The organism is Flavobacterium sp. JLP (assembly GCF_015350755.1).
Taxonomy (GTDB): domain Bacteria; phylum Bacteroidota; class Bacteroidia; order Flavobacteriales; family Flavobacteriaceae; genus Flavobacterium.
This window is the reverse complement of record NZ_JADKPS010000002.1, coordinates 182,132-202,623: the sequence shown is the minus strand read 5'-3', so window position 1 is coordinate 202,623 and position 20,492 is coordinate 182,132. Positions and strand designations below refer to the sequence as shown.

At 31.7% G+C, this 20,492-nt stretch carries 17 protein-coding genes and 1 tRNA gene; 14 read left to right on the top strand and 4 right to left on the bottom strand.

Annotation, left to right across the window (positions count from 1 at the left end; all coding sequences use genetic code 11):
- Positions 1-32: 32 nt before the first annotated feature.
- The 3 genes from rnr to IRZ83_RS06290 are packed head-to-tail and all read left to right on the top strand — an operon-like array spanning position 33 to position 3,602.
- The gene (gene rnr / locus IRZ83_RS06300) at positions 33-2,213 is read left to right on the top strand and encodes a ribonuclease R (protein ID WP_029271347.1); all 2,181 of its coding nucleotides are present in this window, start codon (positions 33-35) and stop codon (positions 2,211-2,213) included.
- 25 nt (positions 2,214-2,238) lie between these two features.
- Positions 2,239-2,907, top strand: coding sequence for a head GIN domain-containing protein (locus tag IRZ83_RS06295; RefSeq protein ID WP_194567574.1), 669 nt, complete (start codon positions 2,239-2,241; stop codon positions 2,905-2,907).
- A gap of 14 nt (positions 2,908-2,921) precedes the next feature.
- A complete protein-coding gene (locus IRZ83_RS06290) occupies positions 2,922-3,602 on the top strand; it encodes a LysE family translocator (RefSeq protein WP_029271341.1) in 681 nt (226 codons plus the stop codon).
- A gap of 359 nt (positions 3,603-3,961) precedes the next feature.
- Here IRZ83_RS06290 and IRZ83_RS06285 read toward each other — a convergent pair.
- Positions 3,962-4,032 (bottom strand) — tRNA-Cys (locus IRZ83_RS06285).
- Positions 4,033-4,125: 93 nt separating this feature from the next.
- Complete coding sequence (folB, locus tag IRZ83_RS06280; RefSeq protein WP_029271340.1) at positions 4,126-4,485, bottom strand: dihydroneopterin aldolase; 360 nt, start codon at positions 4,483-4,485, stop codon at positions 4,126-4,128.
- Positions 4,486-4,592: 107 nt separating this feature from the next.
- On the opposite strand from folB, the gene IRZ83_RS06275 reads away from it, so the two are divergent.
- The 5 genes from IRZ83_RS06275 (at position 4,593) to IRZ83_RS06255 (ending at position 9,162) form a co-directional block, all read left to right on the top strand.
- Positions 4,593-6,710, top strand: coding sequence for a glutamine--tRNA ligase/YqeY domain fusion protein (locus IRZ83_RS06275; RefSeq protein WP_194567572.1), 2,118 nt, complete (start codon positions 4,593-4,595; stop codon positions 6,708-6,710).
- 892 nt (positions 6,711-7,602) lie between these two features.
- Positions 7,603-8,082, top strand: a complete 480-nt coding sequence (locus tag IRZ83_RS06270; protein ID WP_194567570.1) for a hypothetical protein — start codon at positions 7,603-7,605, stop codon at positions 8,080-8,082.
- Positions 8,083-8,173: 91 nt separating this feature from the next.
- Positions 8,174-8,500 carry a YtxH domain-containing protein gene (locus IRZ83_RS06265; protein ID WP_029271335.1) on the top strand — a complete coding sequence of 109 codons (327 nt, stop codon included), beginning with the start codon at positions 8,174-8,176 and terminating at the stop codon, positions 8,498-8,500.
- 53 nt (positions 8,501-8,553) lie between these two features.
- Entirely contained in the window at positions 8,554-8,904 is a 351-nt protein-coding gene (locus IRZ83_RS06260; RefSeq protein ID WP_194567568.1) for a competence protein, read from the top strand.
- A gap of 3 nt (positions 8,905-8,907) precedes the next feature.
- Complete coding sequence (locus tag IRZ83_RS06255) at positions 8,908-9,162, top strand: DUF6327 family protein (RefSeq protein WP_029271331.1); 255 nt, start codon at positions 8,908-8,910, stop codon at positions 9,160-9,162.
- Positions 9,163-9,184: 22 nt separating this feature from the next.
- Here IRZ83_RS06255 and IRZ83_RS06250 read toward each other — a convergent pair whose 3' ends face one another.
- Positions 9,185-10,165 (bottom strand): SPFH domain-containing protein, encoded by a 981-nt coding sequence (locus IRZ83_RS06250; RefSeq protein ID WP_029271329.1) that lies wholly within the window; start codon positions 10,163-10,165, stop codon positions 9,185-9,187.
- A gap of 132 nt (positions 10,166-10,297) precedes the next feature.
- Positions 10,298-11,803, bottom strand: coding sequence for a glutamate--tRNA ligase (gene gltX / locus IRZ83_RS06245; RefSeq protein WP_194567566.1), 1,506 nt, complete (start codon positions 11,801-11,803; stop codon positions 10,298-10,300).
- Positions 11,804-11,964: 161 nt separating this feature from the next.
- On the opposite strand from gltX, the gene IRZ83_RS06240 reads away from it, so the two are divergent.
- The 6 genes from IRZ83_RS06240 (at position 11,965) to IRZ83_RS06215 (ending at position 20,480) form a co-directional block, all read left to right on the top strand.
- Positions 11,965-15,339, top strand: a complete 3,375-nt coding sequence (locus IRZ83_RS06240) for a coiled-coil domain-containing protein (protein ID WP_194567564.1) — start codon at positions 11,965-11,967, stop codon at positions 15,337-15,339.
- A complete protein-coding gene (gene ybeY, locus IRZ83_RS06235) occupies positions 15,336-15,755 on the top strand; it encodes an rRNA maturation RNase YbeY (protein WP_194567562.1) in 420 nt (139 codons plus the stop codon). The genes IRZ83_RS06240 and ybeY overlap by 4 nt, the downstream gene beginning before the upstream one ends.
- A 488-nt stretch (positions 15,756-16,243) precedes the next feature.
- Positions 16,244-18,115 carry a tRNA uridine-5-carboxymethylaminomethyl(34) synthesis enzyme MnmG gene (gene mnmG, locus IRZ83_RS06230; protein ID WP_194567559.1) on the top strand — a complete coding sequence of 624 codons (1,872 nt, stop codon included), beginning with the start codon at positions 16,244-16,246 and terminating at the stop codon, positions 18,113-18,115.
- Positions 18,116-18,226: 111 nt separating this feature from the next.
- Positions 18,227-18,733, top strand: a complete 507-nt coding sequence (locus IRZ83_RS06225) for a GNAT family N-acetyltransferase (RefSeq protein WP_228520665.1) — start codon at positions 18,227-18,229, stop codon at positions 18,731-18,733.
- 85 nt (positions 18,734-18,818) lie between these two features.
- Entirely contained in the window at positions 18,819-19,673 is an 855-nt protein-coding gene (locus IRZ83_RS06220; protein WP_194567557.1) for a class I SAM-dependent methyltransferase, read from the top strand.
- A gap of 240 nt (positions 19,674-19,913) precedes the next feature.
- Positions 19,914-20,480 (top strand): OmpH family outer membrane protein, encoded by a 567-nt coding sequence (locus IRZ83_RS06215; protein WP_029271317.1) that lies wholly within the window; start codon positions 19,914-19,916, stop codon positions 20,478-20,480.
- Positions 20,481-20,492: the final 12 nt, after the last annotated feature.

Sequence of the window (20,492 nt, the reverse complement as noted above, 5' to 3'; positions counted from 1 at the left end):
ATTTGTAATTTTAAACCTTTAAGAAAAGATATATGAGTAAGAAAATTAGAAAGCCGATAAATAATGAGAAAGATTTCTCTAGTAAGATAGTAAAAATTTTATCGCAAAGCCCTAATAAATCATTCAATTATAAGCAGATAGGAGCAAAGTTAGAACTTGATGATACGAAAAGCAGAAATCAGATTATAAAAGATTTAAAAATTCTGGCTGCTTCAAAGAAGATTATAGAGACAGAACCTGGCAAATATTTAGTAAAAGCTGAAAGCCAGGATTATTACGAAGGAACAATAGATATGACCAGCAGAAAGACGGCCTATTTTATTTGTCCTGATTTTACTGAAGATGTTTTTATTCCGACGAATAATTTGAATCGTGCGTTAGACAAAGACAAAGTAAAAGTTTACGTTTATAACCGAAGAAAAGGAAAAAGACCTGAAGGTGAAGTAATTGAAGTTATAGAAAGAAATAAAACAGAATTTGTTGGAGTTATTGACATTCAGGCAAATTTTGCTTTTGTTTCTACTGCGAATCCTAAAATGTATACGGATATTTTTATTCCGAAAGATAAAATTGGAGAAGCAGAGAATGGTGATGTTGTTTTGGTTACGATTGAAGACTGGCCAAAAAGAGCTGACAGTCCGTTTGGATCTGTAATTAAAGTTTTAGGAAAACCTGGAGAACACAATACTGAGATTCACGCCATTTTAGCTGAATATGGTTTACCGGCAGATTTTCCGGTAGAAGTAGAGGTATTTGCACAAAAAATAGATACTTCGATTCAGGAATCTGAGATTGCAAAACGCCGTGATATGCGTGATACGCTTACGTTTACGATAGATCCAAAAGATGCCAAAGATTTTGATGATGCCTTGTCCTTCAAAAAATTAGAAAATGGAAACTTCGAAATTGGAATTCACATTGCCGATGTTTCATATTATTTGGAAGAAGGAACAATTTTAGATGATGAAGCTTATCAACGTGCAACTTCGGTTTATTTGGTTGATAGAGTAGTGCCAATGCTTCCGGAAGTTTTATCTAATTTTGCGTGTTCATTGCGTCCAAATGAAGAGAAATATACGTTCTCTGCCATATTTGAAGTTTCTCCAACCGCACAAGTTATCAACCAATGGTTTGGAAGAACAGTAATTTATTCAGATCAGCGATTTGCTTATGAAGAAGCACAATATATCATTGAAACAAAAGACAATACAATTCCTGTTGATGTTTCAATTACCGGAGAATCTTATGTGGTTTCAGATGAAATTACAGAAGCAACTTTAAAATTAGATGAATTAGCGAAGATTTTAAGAAAGAAAAGAATGCAGAATGGCGCTATTTCTTTTGATAAAGTAGAAGTTAAATTTAATTTGGATGCTGAAGGAGAACCGGAAGGAGTTTATTTTAAAGTTTCAAAAGATGCGAATCATTTGATTGAAGAATTCATGCTTTTAGCCAACAGAAAAGTAGCTGAATATATTGGAAAACAAAAGAAAACATTTGTTTACAGAATTCACGATGAACCAAACGAAGACAAATTAATTGCGATGCAAACCGTAATTGCTAAATTTGGTTATAAAATAGATTTCCGTAACAAAGGCGATATTTCGAAATCACTGAATGCTTTGATGGAAGAAGTTAACGGTAAAAAAGAACAAAACTTAATTGATACTCTTGCGATTAGAAGTATGAGCAAGGCCAAATACTCGACAGAAAATATTGGACATTATGGTTTAGCTTTTGATTATTACAGCCATTTTACATCGCCAATTCGTCGTTATCCAGACGTTATGGTACACCGTTTGCTGCAATATTATTTAGATGGAGGAGCTTCTGTAAATGAAGAAATGTACGAAACAAAATGTCTGCATTGTTCGAATATGGAAAGTTTAGCGACAAACGCTGAACGTGACAGTATTAAATACATGCAGGTTAAATACATGCAGGATCATCAGGACGAAGAATTTTTGGGAGTTATTTCAGGAGTTACAGAATGGGGAATTTATGTTGAAATTGTTTCTAACAAATGCGAGGGAATGGTAAGAATCAGAGAAATAAAAGATGATTACTATACTTTTGATGAAAAGCAATATGCTTTGGTTGGAGCAACTTCAAATAGTATTTTACAATTAGGAGATGAAATTTATGTTAAAGTAAAAAATGCAGATTTAGTTAAAAAACAACTTGATTTTCATTTTTTACGACGAGCAGAATAAGGTTTAATTTAAAAAAAATAAAAGTATGAAAAAGTTAATTATAGGAGCTGTAATTTTATTTGCACAGTTGTCTTTTGGTCAGGTTACCAAAGATTTAGGAGATTTTGATTCGGTAAAAGTATTCGATAAATTAAGTGTAAAACTAGTTCAGTCGTCTGAAAATAAAATTGTTATTAAAGGAGCAAGAGAATCAGAAGTTGAAGTTGTCAACAAACAGGGTTTATTAAAATTAAGAATGCCTTTTCCAAAATTATTATCTGGAGATGATCTTGATATTACCGTATATTACAAACATATTGAGCTTATAGATGTTAATGAAGGTGCGTATGTTTCAAGTACAGAAGCGATTAAAGCAACTGCTTTAAAAGTAAGTGCCCAAGAAGGCGGAAAAATTAACGTTGATTTAGATGTTAATAAACTAAAAGTAAGCTCAGTTTCTGGCGGAGAAATTACTTTAACTGGTAAAGCAGATAATCAAGATGCAAGTCTTGGTGCAGGAGGATATCTTTTAGCAAGTAAATTAAGTACGTCTCAAACTACTGTCAGCGTTTCTGCGGGAGGAAAAGCAGATGTAAATGCTTCTACCCTCGTAGATGCCAAAGTAAGCGCAGGAGGCTCTATTTACATTTATGGAAAACCTAAACAAATTAATCAAAAAACAGTTTTTGGAGGTAAAATCGAAGAAGTAAAATAACAAATTGTATTTGAATGATAAATGATATTTTGGCTGGACTGCCATGGGGACTTTTCTTAAGTTTTATGGTGGGTCCAGTATTTTTTATATTACTAGAAACCAGTATTACAAAAGGATTCAGAGCTGCAATTGTCTTTGATTTTGGTGTAGTATTAGGTGATGTTTTTTTTATAGCAATTGCTTATTTAGGAAGTTACAGATTAATTCAGAGTTTAAAAGATAAACCGGCGCTGTTTATTTTTGGTGGCATAATTATGCTGGCTTATGGCATTATTTCTTTCATAAGATTACGAAATGACGAAAAAATTGATGACGAAGAAATAGATCGTGATATCATCAAAAGAAACTACGGCAGTTTGTTTATAAAAGGATTTTTATTGAACGTTATCAACATTGGAGTTCTAGGTTTTTGGCTGGCAGTTATCATTTCTGTAGGACCAAAATTAGAAATGCAAAACTCAAGAATGATTACTTTTTTTGCCTCAGTAATTATTACTTATTTAATAGTTGATTGCCTTAAAATATTATTGGCCAAACAATTAAAATCTAAAATGACACCAACAAATATCCTTAAAATCAAAAAAGGAATTAGTATTGTTTTGATGGTTTTTGGATTTGTATTAATAACGCAAGGCTGGTTTCCAAAAGAAAAAGAAATGGTTAGAAATGCTTTTGAAAAAATTGAAAAGAAGTAGTTAATAACTCAAAAATATAAATTAAGCCTCTGAATTTCAGAGGTTTTTTTATGGTTATAAGTCATTGCGAGGAACGAAGCAATCTTACTAAGTTATTCACACAAAGTTTGTCATTTCGACCGAAGGGAGAAATCGCACAAGTAATTCCGTAGCTATGATAGCCAATCTTTGTCGATATACGAGTGCGATTTCTCCCATCGGTCGAAATGAAAAGATTGCGAAAAAATGAGCACAAAAAAAAGAGACACATTTCTGTATCTCTTTTTGAGGCATCGTCTGGATTCGAACCTACATCTTTATCTAATTTTTTACAAAAATTATACATAAAAAAAACCTCCAAGTTTCCTTGAAGGTTTTAGAGGCATCGTCCGGATTCGAACCGGAGTAGGAGCTTTTGCAGAGCCCAGCCTAGCCGCTCGGCCACGACGCCGTAGTTGAACGGACGGCAAAAGTAACTAAAATCTTTAAAATTCAAAAGCTTAATGTAAAGTATTTTAAAAAATTACGTTTTTATTGCGAATACTTATTTTCTAATTTCAGTCATTTTTATAGTAACTGATTCAACATCACCACCAATAGGCGGATTTATTTTAGAAACCCAAACTGTTGTTTTTTGTATGGTTTCAATTTCAGCTAATACACGAATATTGATTCTTTTTGCTACATGCTCTAATAAATGCGAGCGAATTGCCATTTCTTCAGTAACAATTTTGTTTAAATGTACGTAATCAACCGTGTCTGAAAGATGATCTGTTTGTGCTGATTTTTGTAAATTGGTTGTAATTTTCAGATCAACAGTATAGTCAGATCCTATTTTTCCTTCTTCAATTAAACATCCATGGTATGAAAAAGTGCGAATGTTTTTTAGTTTTATAACTCCCATTTTTGTATTGTTTCACGTTTAAAGTTTCAGGTTTTATGCTAGTTAAATAACTTTAAACCTGAAACCTGAAACCTTTTTTTTATCTTTGCTAAAATTACTATAAAATAATGGCATCAGAAGAGAAATCACTCAATTTTATTGAACAAATCATAGAGGAAGATTTGAAATCAGGTCTTTCGCAAACTAAACTTCATTTTCGTTTTCCACCAGAACCAAACGGTTATTTACACATTGGACACGCTAGTTCTATTGCTTTAAATTTTGGTTTAGGTATTGATTATCAGTCACCTGTAAATTTACGTTTTGACGATACAAATCCAGAAAAAGAAGAGCAGGAATTTGTTGACGCCATTAAAAAAGATGTGGAATGGCTTGGTTATATCTGGGCAGAAGAACGTTATGCATCTGATTACTTTCAACAATTGTATGATTGGGCTGTTTTATTAATTAAAAAAGATAAAGCCTATGTTGACAGCCAGTCTTCTGAAGATATGGCCATTCAAAAAGGAACGCCATCAACTGTAGGTACAGATAGTCCGTACAGAAATCGTTCTGTTGAAGAAAATTTAGATTTATTCGAAAGAATGAAAAACGGTGAATTTGAGGCTGGTACACATATTCTTCGTGCAAAAATAGACATGAAATCAACCAATATGTTGATGCGTGATCCTATCATGTACAGAATTTTACACAAGCATCATCATAGAACTGGAGATGCCTGGAAAATTTATCCAATGTACGATTGGGCACACGGACAAAGTGATTATTTAGAAGAAATCTCACACTCATTTTGTACACTTGAATTCTTGCCTCACCGTGAATTATACGATTGGTTTTTAGACCAGATTTTAGACGAAAATAAACTGCGTCCGAAGCAAAGAGAATTTGCAAGACGTAACTTATCACATACTGTTGTTAGTAAAAGAAAATTACAGCAACTAGTTAAAGAAAAGCATGTTAACGGTTGGGATGATCCTAGAATGTCTACCATTTCAGGGTTAAGAAGACGTGGTTATACAGCTGCTTCTTTACGTAATTTTGCCAATACAATTGGTATTGCAAAACGTGATAATTTGATTAATGTATCGGTTTTAGAATTTTGTATTCGCGAAGATTTGAACAAAATTGCACCTCGTGTAATGGCTGTTTTAGATCCAGTAAAATTGGTAATTACAAATTATCCAGAAGGAAAAGAAGAGTGGTTAGAAGCTGAAAATAATCAGGAAGATGAAAATGCAGGTTTCAGAAAAGTACCTTTTTCTCGTGAATTATACATCGAAAGAGAAGACTTTTTAGAAGAAGCTCCGGCTAAATTTTTCCGTTTGACATTAGGAAAAGAAGTACGTCTTAAAAATGCATACATCATTAAAGGTGAATCTGTTATAAAAGATGCTGATGGAAATATTACAGAAATTCATGTTACTTATGATACTGATTCTTTAAGCGGAAGCGGAACAGAAGCAAGCCAAAGAAAAGTATCTGGAACATTACATTGGGTTTCTATTCAACATGCGCTTGAAGCAGAAGTTCGTTTATACGATCGTTTGTTTACAGATGAAGCTCCAGACAGTTATAAAGAGAAAAATTTCTTAGATTTTGTGAATCCAAATTCGTTAGAAATCGTTACTGGATATGTTGAACCAAGTTTATCAACAGCTCAAAATGAGGATAAATTTCAGTTTCAACGTTTAGGTTATTTCACTGTTGATAAAGACTCAACTACTTCAAAATTAGTGTTTAACAAAACTGTTGGACTTAAAGATGCCTGGGAAGAAAAAGGTAAAAAAGAAGAAAACAGCATTAATAATTCTTTAAAAGAAATCAACAAATATTTTAAAGTTGAAAGCAAACCAGAACGTATTGCAATTGAAAGCGCAATAGGGGAGAACATCAAAAATGTTACTAGTTTTTCACTTTTACAGAATTCTTTAAAGAAGAATATCAATAATAATAAGGCTTCGTTGTTGTTTGCTCAATTTATTTTGAAATATGGCATCTGGAAATCGACAGATTTTGAAGAAGAAGATATTAAGAAATTATATTCAATGTCTTTAAAAAGTGAATCAACTTATGTTCGATCTAAAGCATTATTAAATTTGAGAGATATTGAAGAAGCAAGTTTCAAAAATCAGTTTGATGATGAAATTTTAAAATTATATTCAAATCCTCCCAAAAATACTTCGGAGAGAGAAATTGAAATTTTATCAGAAATGGTAAAGAAGTAAAATAAATAGAATCTATGATAAAGCGCTTTTTATAAGCGCTTTTTTTATTATTAATATTTTCTATTGAAATTAATAAAATTATAAAATTTTTAGTTTAAAAACGACTTTCATAAATCGTTTTTAAACTATGATTTTACTTCTTCCGACTCATTAATCATCTTTTAAAAAATCATTGAACAGAGTGCTTAATTTTAGTTTTAGCTCTTGTTTTACAGCGTCTGAGAGCTTATTAACAACAAATTGTTTATAACGTTGAATTTATTAATTAGATTTAAAATTGATTTTTAAAAGCAGAAAATTAAGCTAAAGTAACCCAGTTTTTTAATCGTACTAATTATTATATTTAATTATTTAAAATTAAATTTTAATTGGTATTTATTATTATATATAAAATCTATTAAAAATATAAATTTTATAATATAAATAGATTAAAATCAGCTTTCATAAATCGTTTTTAAGACATTTTTTTACTTCTTCTATCTCTTAACTCATCTTTTGAATAATTGTTGATTTTTAAGCTTTATTTAAGTTTTATACGTTGTTTTTCGTAGTTTAACGGGTTATTAACATACAATTGTTTATAAAGTTGGTATTTTTATCAAGGTCAATCTGAAATGTTAGAATTTCAAAATGATGCTTAAGAATCTAATCGGATTATTGTAAAAGTTAAAAAATATATATTTTTTGATTTTAGAATTAATTCAAAGTACAGATTCTAAAAATTGATTTTATGATCAATTCTAATTGTGGTTTTGTTTTGGTAATATTTCGAGCGTAAAAATATTTTTCTAAAGCATTTCATAATTTTAAATTTCATGAAATTGGTTTAATAGATTATTTTGAATTTTGAATTTCATTTGACAGAAATGAGTAATCCCCTAAATTATATTTTATGAAGATCCTATATTTTACGCTATCTATTTTATTTGCCAATATTGCAATTTCTCAGACGCATCAAATTACAAAACATAATGGAGAACAGCTGGAAGTTAATTTTATTAAAAGTGAAAATGATTTGATTTATTATTCGCTGAATGAAAGTGCTGAAGAAATTAAAATTAGCAAATATGCCGTTTCTCAAATTACCAATAAACAAACAAAACAAACGCAAAAAATTTCAGATAAGGTAATAGTTGATTCTAAAGATGATTACAAAATGGTAACCGTTTTGCCTCAAGAAAAGACAATTGGTTTAAAACAAGCGGCAACTTTTAGCGGTGTTTCGACAAGAACAAAAGGCGAATCGCCAATTGCAAATCAAAACCAAACAGCTTTAAGAATCAAAGGTAAGTCAGCTTTAAACGGTTATCCTTTTGTGAGCATTATTGAAAAACCAGATGGTAAATATGAAGCTGTTGCCTATGTTTATTAATTGTATTATTAAATTTTTGTAAATATCAATTTATCAATATTTTATAAATCAAAAAAAGACTACCTTTATTAATCATTTAAATTTTAATATTATGTCAAAGAACTTAAATACTATTGCAGCCATCTTAGCAGGTGCGGCGGCAGGAGCAGCGATCGGGATTTTATTTGCTCCAGATAAAGGATCAAAAACGCGTGCTAAATTGAAAGAAGGTTTAGATGATGCAAAGCATAATTTGAAGGATTCTATAGATGCAAGTTCTGAAGTTCTTCGTGAAAAATTTTCTAGTGCAACGCAAAATCTTGATGGAACTTTAGATGATTTATTATCAAATGTAAGTCATAAAACGGAAGAAGTAATTACATTTTTAGAATCGAAACTAGCTGACTTAAAAGCGCAAAATGCGAAACTTCAGAAATAATAATCCAAAAAACTCAGAAGCAATTCTGAGTTTTTTTAATCAAAATAATAAATATGGCTTTTGAAGAGTTAAAAGAAAACACTGAAAATATTCAAGATCAAGCTAAAGTTTATCTAGATAGTCATTTAGCGTATTATAAACTTTGGGGTTTTAAGGTTGCCATGAAATCAACAACTTTAATTTTTAAATTTACATTGATCTTATTGTGCTTTAGTATGGTTTTGATTTTTGGATCTTTTGCGGCAGCGTACGGTTTTGCATCTTTATTTGAAAGCAATGCACTTGGATTTTTGACAGTAGGAGGGATCTATCTTGTTTTTACAATTTTACTTTTCTTTATAAAAGACAAATTTGTAGAAGGTCCTATTTTGGAGAAATTTTCAGAAATCTTTTTTAACGACTAATTTATGGAGCCAAAAAAATACTCATCATACGCAGAAATCGAAAGAGATTTAGAAATTTTGAAACTCCAAAAAGATATTAATTATCAAAAATTAGTTTTAAGTTTTCAGAAAACCAAAGAAAGCATCACACCGCAAAAAATTGTAAACGGCTTTTTTTCTTCTTATAAAGATTATTTTTCTAACAACTATCCAAAGATTTTGCAATCGATTTTACCTTTTGCGATCAATTGGTTTATAAATAAAAAAAGAGGCAATTAAGCCTCTTTTTTGTTTTTTGTCATTATTTTGTTTCAGGTTGAATGTCATCTTCATAACCTGATTGTGGCTGAATTGGTTTTGGTTTTTCAATTTTTTTATTGTTTTTCTTCATCATTTCACCAACTTGGTTTGAAGCTGTAAACGATGCAACCATATTATTCAGCATATCACTTCCGGCTTGTGGAGAATTTGGAAGTAAAATTAAGTTCGAATTTGCATCAGCTCCAATTGCTTGCAATGTATCATAATGCTGCGTAACAACAATTAGGGCAGAAGCTTCTTGAGAATTAATTCCAACATTATTTAAAACTTCAACACTTTCTACCAATCCTCTTGCAATTTCACGACGCTGATCTGCAATACCCTGACCTTGCAAACGCTTACTTTCGGCTTCAGCTTTTGCTTTTGCAACGATTCTGATTCTTGAACTTTCAGCTTCAAATTCAGCTGCAGTTTTTTCTCTGTCGGCTGCGTTGATTCTGTTCATTGCATTTTTTACCTGAATATCCGGATCAATATCAGTAACCAAAGTATTGATGATATCATATCCGTAAGTTGTCATTGCTTCGTTCAATTCTCTTTTTACTGCAATGGCGATATCGTCTTTTCTTTCAAAAACATCATCCAATTTTAGTTTAGGAACTTCAGCACGAACGACATCAAAAACATAAGCTGTAATCTGATCGTGTGGATATTCTAATTTATAAAAAGCATCGTATACTTTTTCCTGAATTACTTTAAACTGAACCGAAACTTTCATTTTGATAAAAACGTTGTCTTTGGTTTTGGTTTCGATGATAACATCTAATTGTTGAATTTTAAGATTTACACGTCCGGCCAATCTGTCAACTATTGGAATTTTTAATTGTAATCCTGAATTTCTCACACTTAAGAATTTACCAAATCTTTCGATTACAACAGATGATTGCTGTTTAACAGTAAAAAAGGAAGACATGAAAATAAAGAAAGCGAGGACTAAAAAGATAATAAGTACTGGATTCATGGTGATATTGATTTAGATTTTGATCTGGTAAATTACGAAAATTCTCCTTATTTAAATTTTTTAAAATATAAAAAAACGCTAAGAACATTTTTTAGATGTTTCTTAGCGTTTGTATATAAATCGAATTTTTAATTATAATGTAGTTATCGCTTTTTGAATTCTCGAAATAGTTTCTTTTTTTCCGATTATTTCTACGATGTCAAATAGGTGTGGGCCTTTTAAAGCGCCAACCAAACTTAGTCGGAAAGGCTGCATTACTTTGCCCATTCCAATTTCATTTTTAGTTAACCAATCTTTTACGATTGCTTCGATATTTGCTGAATCAAAACCGTCAATGTATTCAAGTGTCGAAATCAATTCCTGCATTAAAGCTGGAGTTTCTTCCTTCCAGTTTTTGCTTGCTTTTTCATCATATGATGTAGGCGCCTGGAAAAAGAAATCTGTTAGATCCCAAAATTCAGATACAAAATGAGCTCTTTCCTTAATCAATGAAACAATTCTTGTAACATCATATTTAGATATATCAACACCTTTTTCAATCAAAATAGGAGAGAAGCTTTTCGCTAAATCAGCATCATTTTGTTTGATTAAATATTGATGATTGAACCATTTGTTTTTCTCTGGATCAAATTTTGCTCCAGATTTATGAACTCTGTTTAAGTCAAAAGATTCAACAAGTTCTTCTAATGAAAACAACTCTTTATCAGTTCCATCATTCCAACCTAACAAAGCAAGGAAGTTTACAACTGCTTCTGGAAAAAATCCTTTCTCTCTGTAACCAGATGAAATGCCTTCTTCCGTTTTCCATTCAAGAGGAAACACAGGAAATCCTAATTTGTCTCCATCTCTTTTTGATAATTTTCCATTTCCAACTGGTTTCAAAATCAAAGGTAAATGTGCAAATTCGGGAGCATCCCAGCCAAAAGCTCTGTATAATAAAACGTGAAGTGGCATCGATGGAAGCCATTCTTCACCACGAATTACATGTGAGGTTTCCATCAAATGATCATCCACAATATTCGCTAAGTGATAGGTTGGCATTCCGTCACTTTTAAATAAAACTTTATCGTCTAGAAGATTAGTTTCAAATTTTACATCGCCGCGAATGATATCTTTTAGATGTAAAGTTTCATCTACCGGCGTTTTAAAACGTATTACATAATGCTCTCCATTTGCTATTCTTTTAGAAACTTCTTCAGCAGAAATGACTAAAGAGGTATCTAGTTTTTCACGATTATGATGATTGTAAATAAATGTCTTTCCTTCTGCTTCATGTTGTTTTCTATGTGCATCTAAAGCTTCTGGAGTATCAAAAGCATAATACGCCCAACCCGAATTGATCAATTGATCAGCATAAGTTTGGTATAAATCTTTACGATCACTTTGTCTGTACGGACCAAATTTTTCGTTTTTTCCAACGGTTTCTTCTGGAGCAATTCCTAACCATTCTAGTGCTTCCATGATATAAGCTTCAGCACCTGGAACAAAACGAGTCTGATCTGTATCTTCAATTCTTAAATAAAAAACACCATTGTTTTTTTTGGCAAATAAATAATTAAATAGGGCAGTACGAACACCGCCAATATGTAAAGGTCCTGTTGGACTTGGTGCAAAACGCACACGAACTTGCTTTGACATTTGTTTAAATTTTGATGCAAAGATACAACTCTAATTAGAAAATTAGAAAATGACTTTAATGAGTTAATGTTTTGTTTATAGCTTATTGACTATTTATCTCATTGATCATTATCTAATTAAAATTACTACTTTTATAGGTTATAATCATAAGAGATTTTATTTTGAAAACAACATCTGCTATATATTTAAAGTTAGAGGCTTTTATTAAAAAATATTACACGAATGAATTGATAAAAGGAATACTTCTTTTTACCGGTTTTGGATTATTGTATTTTTTGTTCACGCTTTTTATTGAGTATTTCCTTTGGCTAAAACCAACAGGAAGAACATTGTTATTTTGGCTTTTTATAGGAGTAGAAGTTTTTCTTTTATTTCGATTTATTTTGTTTCCAATTTTCAAGTTGTTCAAACTTCAAAAAGGAATTGATTATAATCAGGCTTCGAAAATTATCGGAAATCATTTTACAGAAGTAAGCGATAAACTAACTAACTTTTTGCAGCTTTCAGCTTCTGAAAATTCCGCCGAAAGTTCAGAATTAATGTTGGCTTCAATAGAACAAAAAGCAAATTCATTGCAGCCAATTCCGTTTGGAAATGCTGTCAATTTTAAATCAAACAAGAAATATTTGCCATTAGCAATTATTCCAATTTTGCTTTTTGCCGTGTTTTACATTTCAGGAAACAGTAATATTATTTCTCAAAGTTTAAATAGAGTAGTGCATTTCAATGCTACATTTTTGCCTCCGGCTCCTTTCAAATTTGTGGTTTTAAATTCTAATTTGCAAACAGAACAAAACAAAGATTTCGTTATCAAAATGGAATCAGTTGGAAATGTAGTTCCTGAAAATGTAATGATTCATATTGGTGACGAAAGTTATTTTATGGAATCGTCTCAACCAGGAAAGTTTGAATTCAAGATTGAAAAGCCAGTTGAAAATATTGAGTTTTATTTTGAAGGAAATTCAGTTTCATCTGCGGAATATGAGTTGAAAGTAATTACGGTTCCCTCAATTGCCAACTTTGAAATGGTGTTGAATTTTCCATCTTATCTAAAGAAAAAATCAGAAATCATTCAAGGAACTGGAAACGCAATTGTGCCTGAAGGAACTTTAGTTACCTGGAAAATGAATACACAATCTACTCAGGAAATAGTATGGAAAGAGGATAAAGCAACTTTTAAGTTCAATAAGGCTGAAAATGAATTTAAATTAGCTAAAAGTATCAGTCAAAACACAGAATATCAAATTCTTACATCTAACAATAAGGTTAAAAACTACGAAAAGCTGAATTATCAGCTGTCAGTGATTAAAGATCAGCATCCAACTATCAATGTGAGTACTGCTCCAGACAGTTTAAAGCTGGATAAAAATTATGTTTTGGGTAGATTGGGAGATGATTATGGATTGTCAAAATTGCAAGTGGTATATTATGAACGTAACAAACCAAACACTGCCAAGCGTGGAACCATTCCGGTAAAGCAAGCAGTCTTTGATCAGTTCGTTTTTTCTTTCCCAAGTAATTTGCCAGTTGAAGAAGGAGTATTATATGAATACTATTTTGAAGTTTTTGATAACGATGCCCCACACGGTTTTAAGAGTACAAAGTCATCTGTTTTTTCAGATAGAGTTTCTACTACAGATGAAGTTCATGATTTAGAACTGCAACAGCAAAATCAAAATATTAATAGCTTATCTAAATCTTTAAAGAATCAGGAAAAGCAATTTTCTGAGATGGATAAGATTCAGAATACAGGAAAAGAAAAAGACAATTTAGAATTTAAAGATCAGCAAAAGATTAACGATTTTATCAAGCGCCAGAAACAGCAAGACGAATTAATGAAACAGTTTTCTGAGAAAATGAATAAGAATTTAGACAAATTCAAAGACGATAAAAAAGATAAAACGGCAGATGATTTACAAAAACGTTTAGATAATGCCGAGAAAGATTTAGAGAAAAATCAAAAACTTTTAGATGTATTGAAGAACTTAAATGATAAATTAAACAGTGAAGAACTGTTTGATAAAATGGAAAAGTTCAAACAAATCAGTAAAAACCAATCTCGTAATTTGGAACAATTGGTTGAACTGACCAAACGTTTTTATGTGTCTAAGAAAGCAGAACAAGTTGCTGAAAAATTAGATAAACTTTCTGAGAAACAAGAACAGCTTTCAGATAAAGAAAAAGAGAATACAAAAGAAAAGCAAGATGAAATTAATAAAGAATTCGATAAAATCCAGGAAGATTTAAAAGACTTAAAAGATGAAAATAAAACTTTAAAATCTCCTTTAGACCTTCCTTCGGATGCTTCAAAAGAAAAAGATGTAAAGAATGATTTGCAAAAAGCTTCTGAAGAATTAGGTAAAAAAAACAATGCTTCCGCAAAGCCAAAACAAAAAAGTGCTTCTAAGAAAATGAAAAGCATGGCACAGCAAATGGATCAAAGTATGGAGGGTGGCGAGCAGGAACAATTAGAAGAAGATGTTGCAATGTTACGTCAGATTCTAGATAATCTTTTAGCGTATTCTTTATCGCAGGAAGACGTGATGAAACAATTTAAATCGATGAAATTAGGTTCTTCTGCCTATACGAAGAACATAAAAATTCAGCAAAATTTAAAACAACAGTTTCGTTATGTAGACGACAGTTTGTTTGCACTCTCTCTTCGTAATCCTAAAGTGGCTGAAGATGTAACTAAAGAAATTGGAAATGTACAGTACAATATTGATAAAGCTATTGAAACTTTAACCGATGTTCAAGTTCCAAAAGGAGTTTCGCACCAGCAATATGCAACTTCATCTGCAAATAAGTTGGCTGATTTTTTGAGTGATTTATTAAACAACATGCAAATGTCTATGTCAAAACCAGGTTCTGGAAAACCTAAACCAGGAGACGGACAAGGAATGCAGTTGCCAGATATCATTCAAAAACAAAAAGGGCTTGGAGACAAAATGAAGCAAGGAATGAAAGAAGGAAACAAACCCGGCGAAGGTCAACAAGGACAACAAAGTGGTGAAGGGAAACAAGGACAAGGAAAAGATGGACAAGGAAAAGACGGACAAGGAAATAAGAATGGTGGAAAGGGAAATGAAGGAAAAGGCAGCGATGGTAAAGATGGAAATGATGGAGAAGGTGATGCAGAAGCTATAATGGAAATATATAAAGAACAAGTAAAGCTTCGTGAAGCTTTGCAAAAAGAATTAGCGAAGAAGGGATTAGATTCTCAAGGAAAATCTGTTATTGATCAAATGAAGCAATCAGAAAAACAACTTTTAAACAAAGGTTTTAAAAATGAAAACCTTCAAAGAATTTTAAATATTAAGCAAGAATTATTAAAATTAAACAATGCTGTTCAACAACAAGGTCAGGATACAAAGCGTCAATCTGAAACGAATAAGACAGAATTTTCTAATCGCTCCAATGCATTACCAAACTCATTATTGGAATATTTAAACAGTGTTGAGATATTAAACAGACAATCACTACCTTTGCGCTCGAATTTTAATCAAAAGGTTCAAGAATATTTTAATACAAAATGATCAATTTTAATTACGAAACCGATTTTACTTTAGACAACGAACAAGCATTTTCTGATTGGTTAAGTGCTGTGATCGTTTCTGAAAATAAAAACGAAGGAGAGATAAATTACATATTTTGTGATGACGAGTATCTTCATAAAATCAATGTAGAATATTTAAACCACGATACTTTAACTGATATTATCAGTTTTGATTACACAGTGGGAAATGAACTCAACGGAGATATATTTGTTTCTGTAGAAAGAGTAGAGGACAACGCTAAAGATTTTAATGTTTCTTTTGAAGAAGAATTAAAGCGCGTGTTGGCTCATGGTGTTTTACACTACTGTGGATATAAAGATAAATCAGAAAAAGATGCTGAATTAATGCGTTCGAAAGAAGACGAAAAAATAGCTATGTTTCACGTGGAACAGTAGAATTATGTTTTAGGTTTAGAGTTTTAAGTTTCAAGTTTCAGGTTTCAAGTTTCAGGTTTCAAGTTTCAGGTTTCAGGTTTCAGGTTTCAAGTTTCAAGTTTCAAGTTTCAAGTTTTAAATTTAAAGTTCATGTTTAAAGTTCATGTTTAAAGTTCATGTTTAAAGTTTCATTTTTGAATAAAGTAAATGTTCCACGTGAAACGTTTTTTCAATAAAAGAGTTTAATGTTTTTTAAGTGAAACATATTTCGAATTTAAGCTTTGAAATGTTCCACGTGAAACGTTTTAAATTTAGTAAAGCTTAAGTTTATAATGTTTAAAGAAATGTTCCACGTGGAACTTTAACAGAGCATGAACTTGAAACTTGAAACCTGAAACCTGAAACCTGAAACTCAAAACATGAAACTCTGATCGTTCCACGTGGAACAAAAAAAATAAAGTTAATTCTGAAAACCGCCTTAAACGGTTTGCAGAGAATAATAAAACAAAATGTTTTTAGAAGAATACGATGTTATTGTAGTTGGTGCAGGTCATGCTGGATCTGAAGCCGCGGCAGCGGCCGCGAATTTAGGTTCAAAAACCTTATTGGTTACCATGAGCCTGCAAAACATTGCACAAATGTCTTGCAACCCAGCAATGGGTGGAATTGCGAAAGGACAAATTGTGCGTGAGATTGATGCGCTTGGAGGATACTCTGGAATTGTTTCAGACAGAACTGCAATTCAATTCAAAATGCTGAACAAATCAAAAGGACCTGCAATGTGGTCGCCAAGAGTTCAAAGTGACAGAATGCGTTTTGCTGAAGAATGGAGAATGATGCTGGAGGGAACTCCTAATTTGGATTTCTACCAAGAAATGGTAAAGGGTTTGATTATTGAAAACGGAAAAATAAAAGGAATCAGAACTTCGCTTGGAGTTGAGATTCGATCTAAATCTGTTGTGTTGACAAACGGAACTTTTTTAAATGGTTTGATTCATATTGGAGAAAAACAATTTGGAGGAGGAAGAGCAGGCGAAAGCGCTGCAACTGGAATTACAGAAGATTTAGTCAAAGCAGGTTTTGAAGCGGGACGAATGAAAACGGGAACGCCGCCAAGAGTTGATGGACGTTCTTTGGATTATTCAAAAATGAACGAAGAAAAAGGAGATGCAAAACCGGATAAGTTTTCTTATTCGGATTTGACGGTTCCGTTAACGCATCAAAGATCTTGTCACATGACATATACTTCATTGCAAGTTCATGATATTTTGAGAGAGGGTTTTGATCGTTCGCCAATGTTTAATGGAAGAATCAAAAGTCTTGGACCAAGGTATTGTCCTTCGATTGAAGATAAGATTAATCGTTTTGCAGATAAAGAGCGTCACCAATTATTTGTAGAACCGGAAGGATGGAATACTTGTGAAGTTTATGTAAACGGATTCTCAACTTCGCTTCCGGAAGATATTCAATTCAAAGCTTTGAGTTCTGTTGCTGGATTTGAGAAAGTGAAATTCTTTCGTCCTGGATATGCAATTGAATATGATTATTTCCCGCCAACACAATTGAAACACACTTTGGAAACGAAGTTGGTTGAAGGTTTGTATTTCGCCGGACAAATTAATGGAACGACTGGATACGAAGAAGCAGCTTCGCAAGGATTGATGGCCGGAATTAATGCGCACTTAAAAGTGCATGAAAAAGCACCTTTAATTCTAAAACGTGATGAAGCATACATTGGAGTTTTGATTGACGACTTGATTACGAAAGGTACGGAAGAACCGTATCGTATGTTTACGTCGAGAGCAGAATACAGAACATTGTTGCGTCAAGATAATGCTGATTTCAGATTAACACCAATGTCGTATGAAATTGGTCTTGCTTCTGAGAAACGTTTACGCCGAATGGAAAAGAAATTAAATGAATCTGAAAAGATGGTTGCTTTCTTTAAAGAAACAAGTGTAAGTATTGCAGAAACGAATCCGATTTTGGAATCCAAAGAAACAGCTCTGATTACGCAAGGTGATAAAATGTTTAAAGTTTTCTCACGTCCTCAAATTGATTTAGAGGATATGATGAAATTTGAGAAAGTAAAAGAATATATAGAGGCTAATGATGTTGATCAGGAAATTTTAGAGCAAGCCGAAATTCAGGTTAAATATTCTGGATATATCGAAAAGGAAAGAAATAACGCTGATAAACTAACTCGTTTAGAAGAGGTGAAAATTCCGGAAAATTTCGATTACAATAAAATAAAATCAATGTCGATTGAAGCAAAACAAAAATTAAGCAAGATTCGTCCCGTAACAATTTCTCAAGCTTCAAGAATAAGCGGAGTGTCACCAAGTGATATTTCAGTTTTATTGATTTATATGGGGAGATAGATTTTTTGGTTTCAAGTTTCAGGTTTCAAGTTTCAAGTTTCAAGTTTGTTGGAATCGAAAACTTTAATCTGATATTAAGTATAGTGAAACCTGAAACCTGAAACTTGAAACTTGAAACAAATTCAAATTGTTCCACGTGAAACTATTCATGATATGAAAATTGTTGAAAAGGAAATTTTATCTAAAGAAGAAAAAGAATTTTTACGACAACTTTGGAATGACGAATATCCGGCAAGATTACATTTGAAGACAAGTGAAGATTTTGAATTGTATTTAAATGGAATTTCAAGCACAAAACATTATTTGCTTTTTGACGATTCAAATAAAATTATAGGTTGGACATTTACTTTTTTGAGAGAAGATGAAGATTGGTTTGCTATAATTTTGAATAGCAAAATTCAAGGCAAAGGGAATGGTTCACTTTTGATTAATGAAATAAAAAATAAAAATACTAATTTGAATGGTTGGGTTATTGATCATGAAAATGAAGTAAAACAAAATAATGAATTTTATAAATCTCCTATGCCGTTTTATCTAAAAAATGGTTTTACTGTTTTGACAGAAATAAGAATTGAAAACGAAAAAATGTCGGCTGTAAAAATAAATTGGAGACGCTGAATAAAATATAAAAATGAGCCCTAAAATAAATTTTTCTATTTTGGGGTTTACTATAAAATTAAACCAAAAACACTTAAAATTAAAAATGGACGTTTTAAACAAAAAACATTTTCTTACTGTAAAAGACCATTCTGTTTCTAAAGAAATTTTCGAATTGTATCATGACGAAAATTTAGACATGCTGATTACATCGCCACAACCTAATTTAGAAAATCTAGGAAAATATTATGAAAGCGAGGATTATATTTCGCATACAGATAATAAACGTTCATTATTTGAAAAAGCATATCATTTTGTAAAAAATATTGCCTTAAAGAATAAACTAAATTTGATCAATAAAGAACAATCTCGCAAAGGCAGAATTTTAGACATTGGTGCCGGGACAGGAGATTTTTTATTAACAGCAAAAAATGATGGCTGGGAAACTGTTGGAGTAGAACCAAGTGAGAGAGCAAAAAATATTGCAATTCAAAAAGGAATTTCTTTTGTAAATGAAATTAGCGATCTTGAAAGTAATTCTTTTGACGTGATTACAATGTGGCATGTTTTAGAACACGTTCCAAATTTAGAACTTCAAATTCAGGAATTGAAACGACTATTAAAACCAACTGGAACATTAATTGTTGCGGTTCCAAATTTTAAATCGTACGACGCAAAACATTATAAAGAATTTTGGGCAGCTTTTGACGTGCCGATTCACTTTTGGCATTTCTCAAAAAAAGCCATTCAATCTCTTTTTGAAAAAGTCGACATGAAGTTAGAAAAAGTGCTTCCAATGAAATTTGATTCTTTTTATGTGAGTTTGTTATCTGAAAAATACAAAACCGGAAAAATGAATTTCGTCAGTGCATTTTTCGTCGGCTTAAAGTCAAATTTAAAGGCGAGCAGTACAAAAGAGTATTCATCGCATATTTACATCTTAAAAAACAACCAAACGTAATTTAAGCGTATTTAAGCTGTTTTTTCACCTTGATTGAGGTGGAAATACGGCTTTTTTGAGAAGTTGTTTCTAATAAAAGCTATTAAAGCCAGTTTTAATAGTGTTGAATTATTGACATTTTTCTTTCCATAAATAAAAACAATATCATAAAATTCTAGCATTTTTTAAACTTTATGTCAATGCTATTTATTTTTTTATATTTTTGTCTTCAATACTTAAAAAAAATTAGAAATTTAGAAAATGAAAAAAGCATTAGTAATTATCGCACTTTCAATTTTAGTTGTTTCGTGTAATAAGGCAACGGAAGTTAAGGAAGTAAAAACAGCTTACGTAGATACTTCAGTTTTGATGAATGAGTACACTGAATCAAAAGATCTTGAAGCTAAATACAAAGCTCAAGCAGAAGAAAAGGGAAGACAATTACAAGCCGAAATTACTCGTTTTAAACAAGACGCTGCTAATTTTCAAAGTCAAGCACAAGCTAATGGTCAGGCTTGGGCACAACAAAGAGGTGCGGAACTGCAAAAAAGAGAGCAGCAGTTGGGTTATGCTCAACAAGCTTTGTCTCAACAATTGCAACAAGAAATTGGTGTAGAAAGAGATTCTTTGATAAGCGGAGTTAAAAAATTCATTAAAGACTACGGAAAGAAAAACGGTTACTCTTATATTTACGGAACAGGAGATGCTGCAACTATTTTGTATGCAGAGGATAAGTTTGATATTACAAAAGATTTGATTAAAGCTTTGAATGAAAAATACAAAGCAACTCCAAAAACAGATGCTCCTAAAGAAGAGGCTAAAAAATAACTGCCAAGTTAA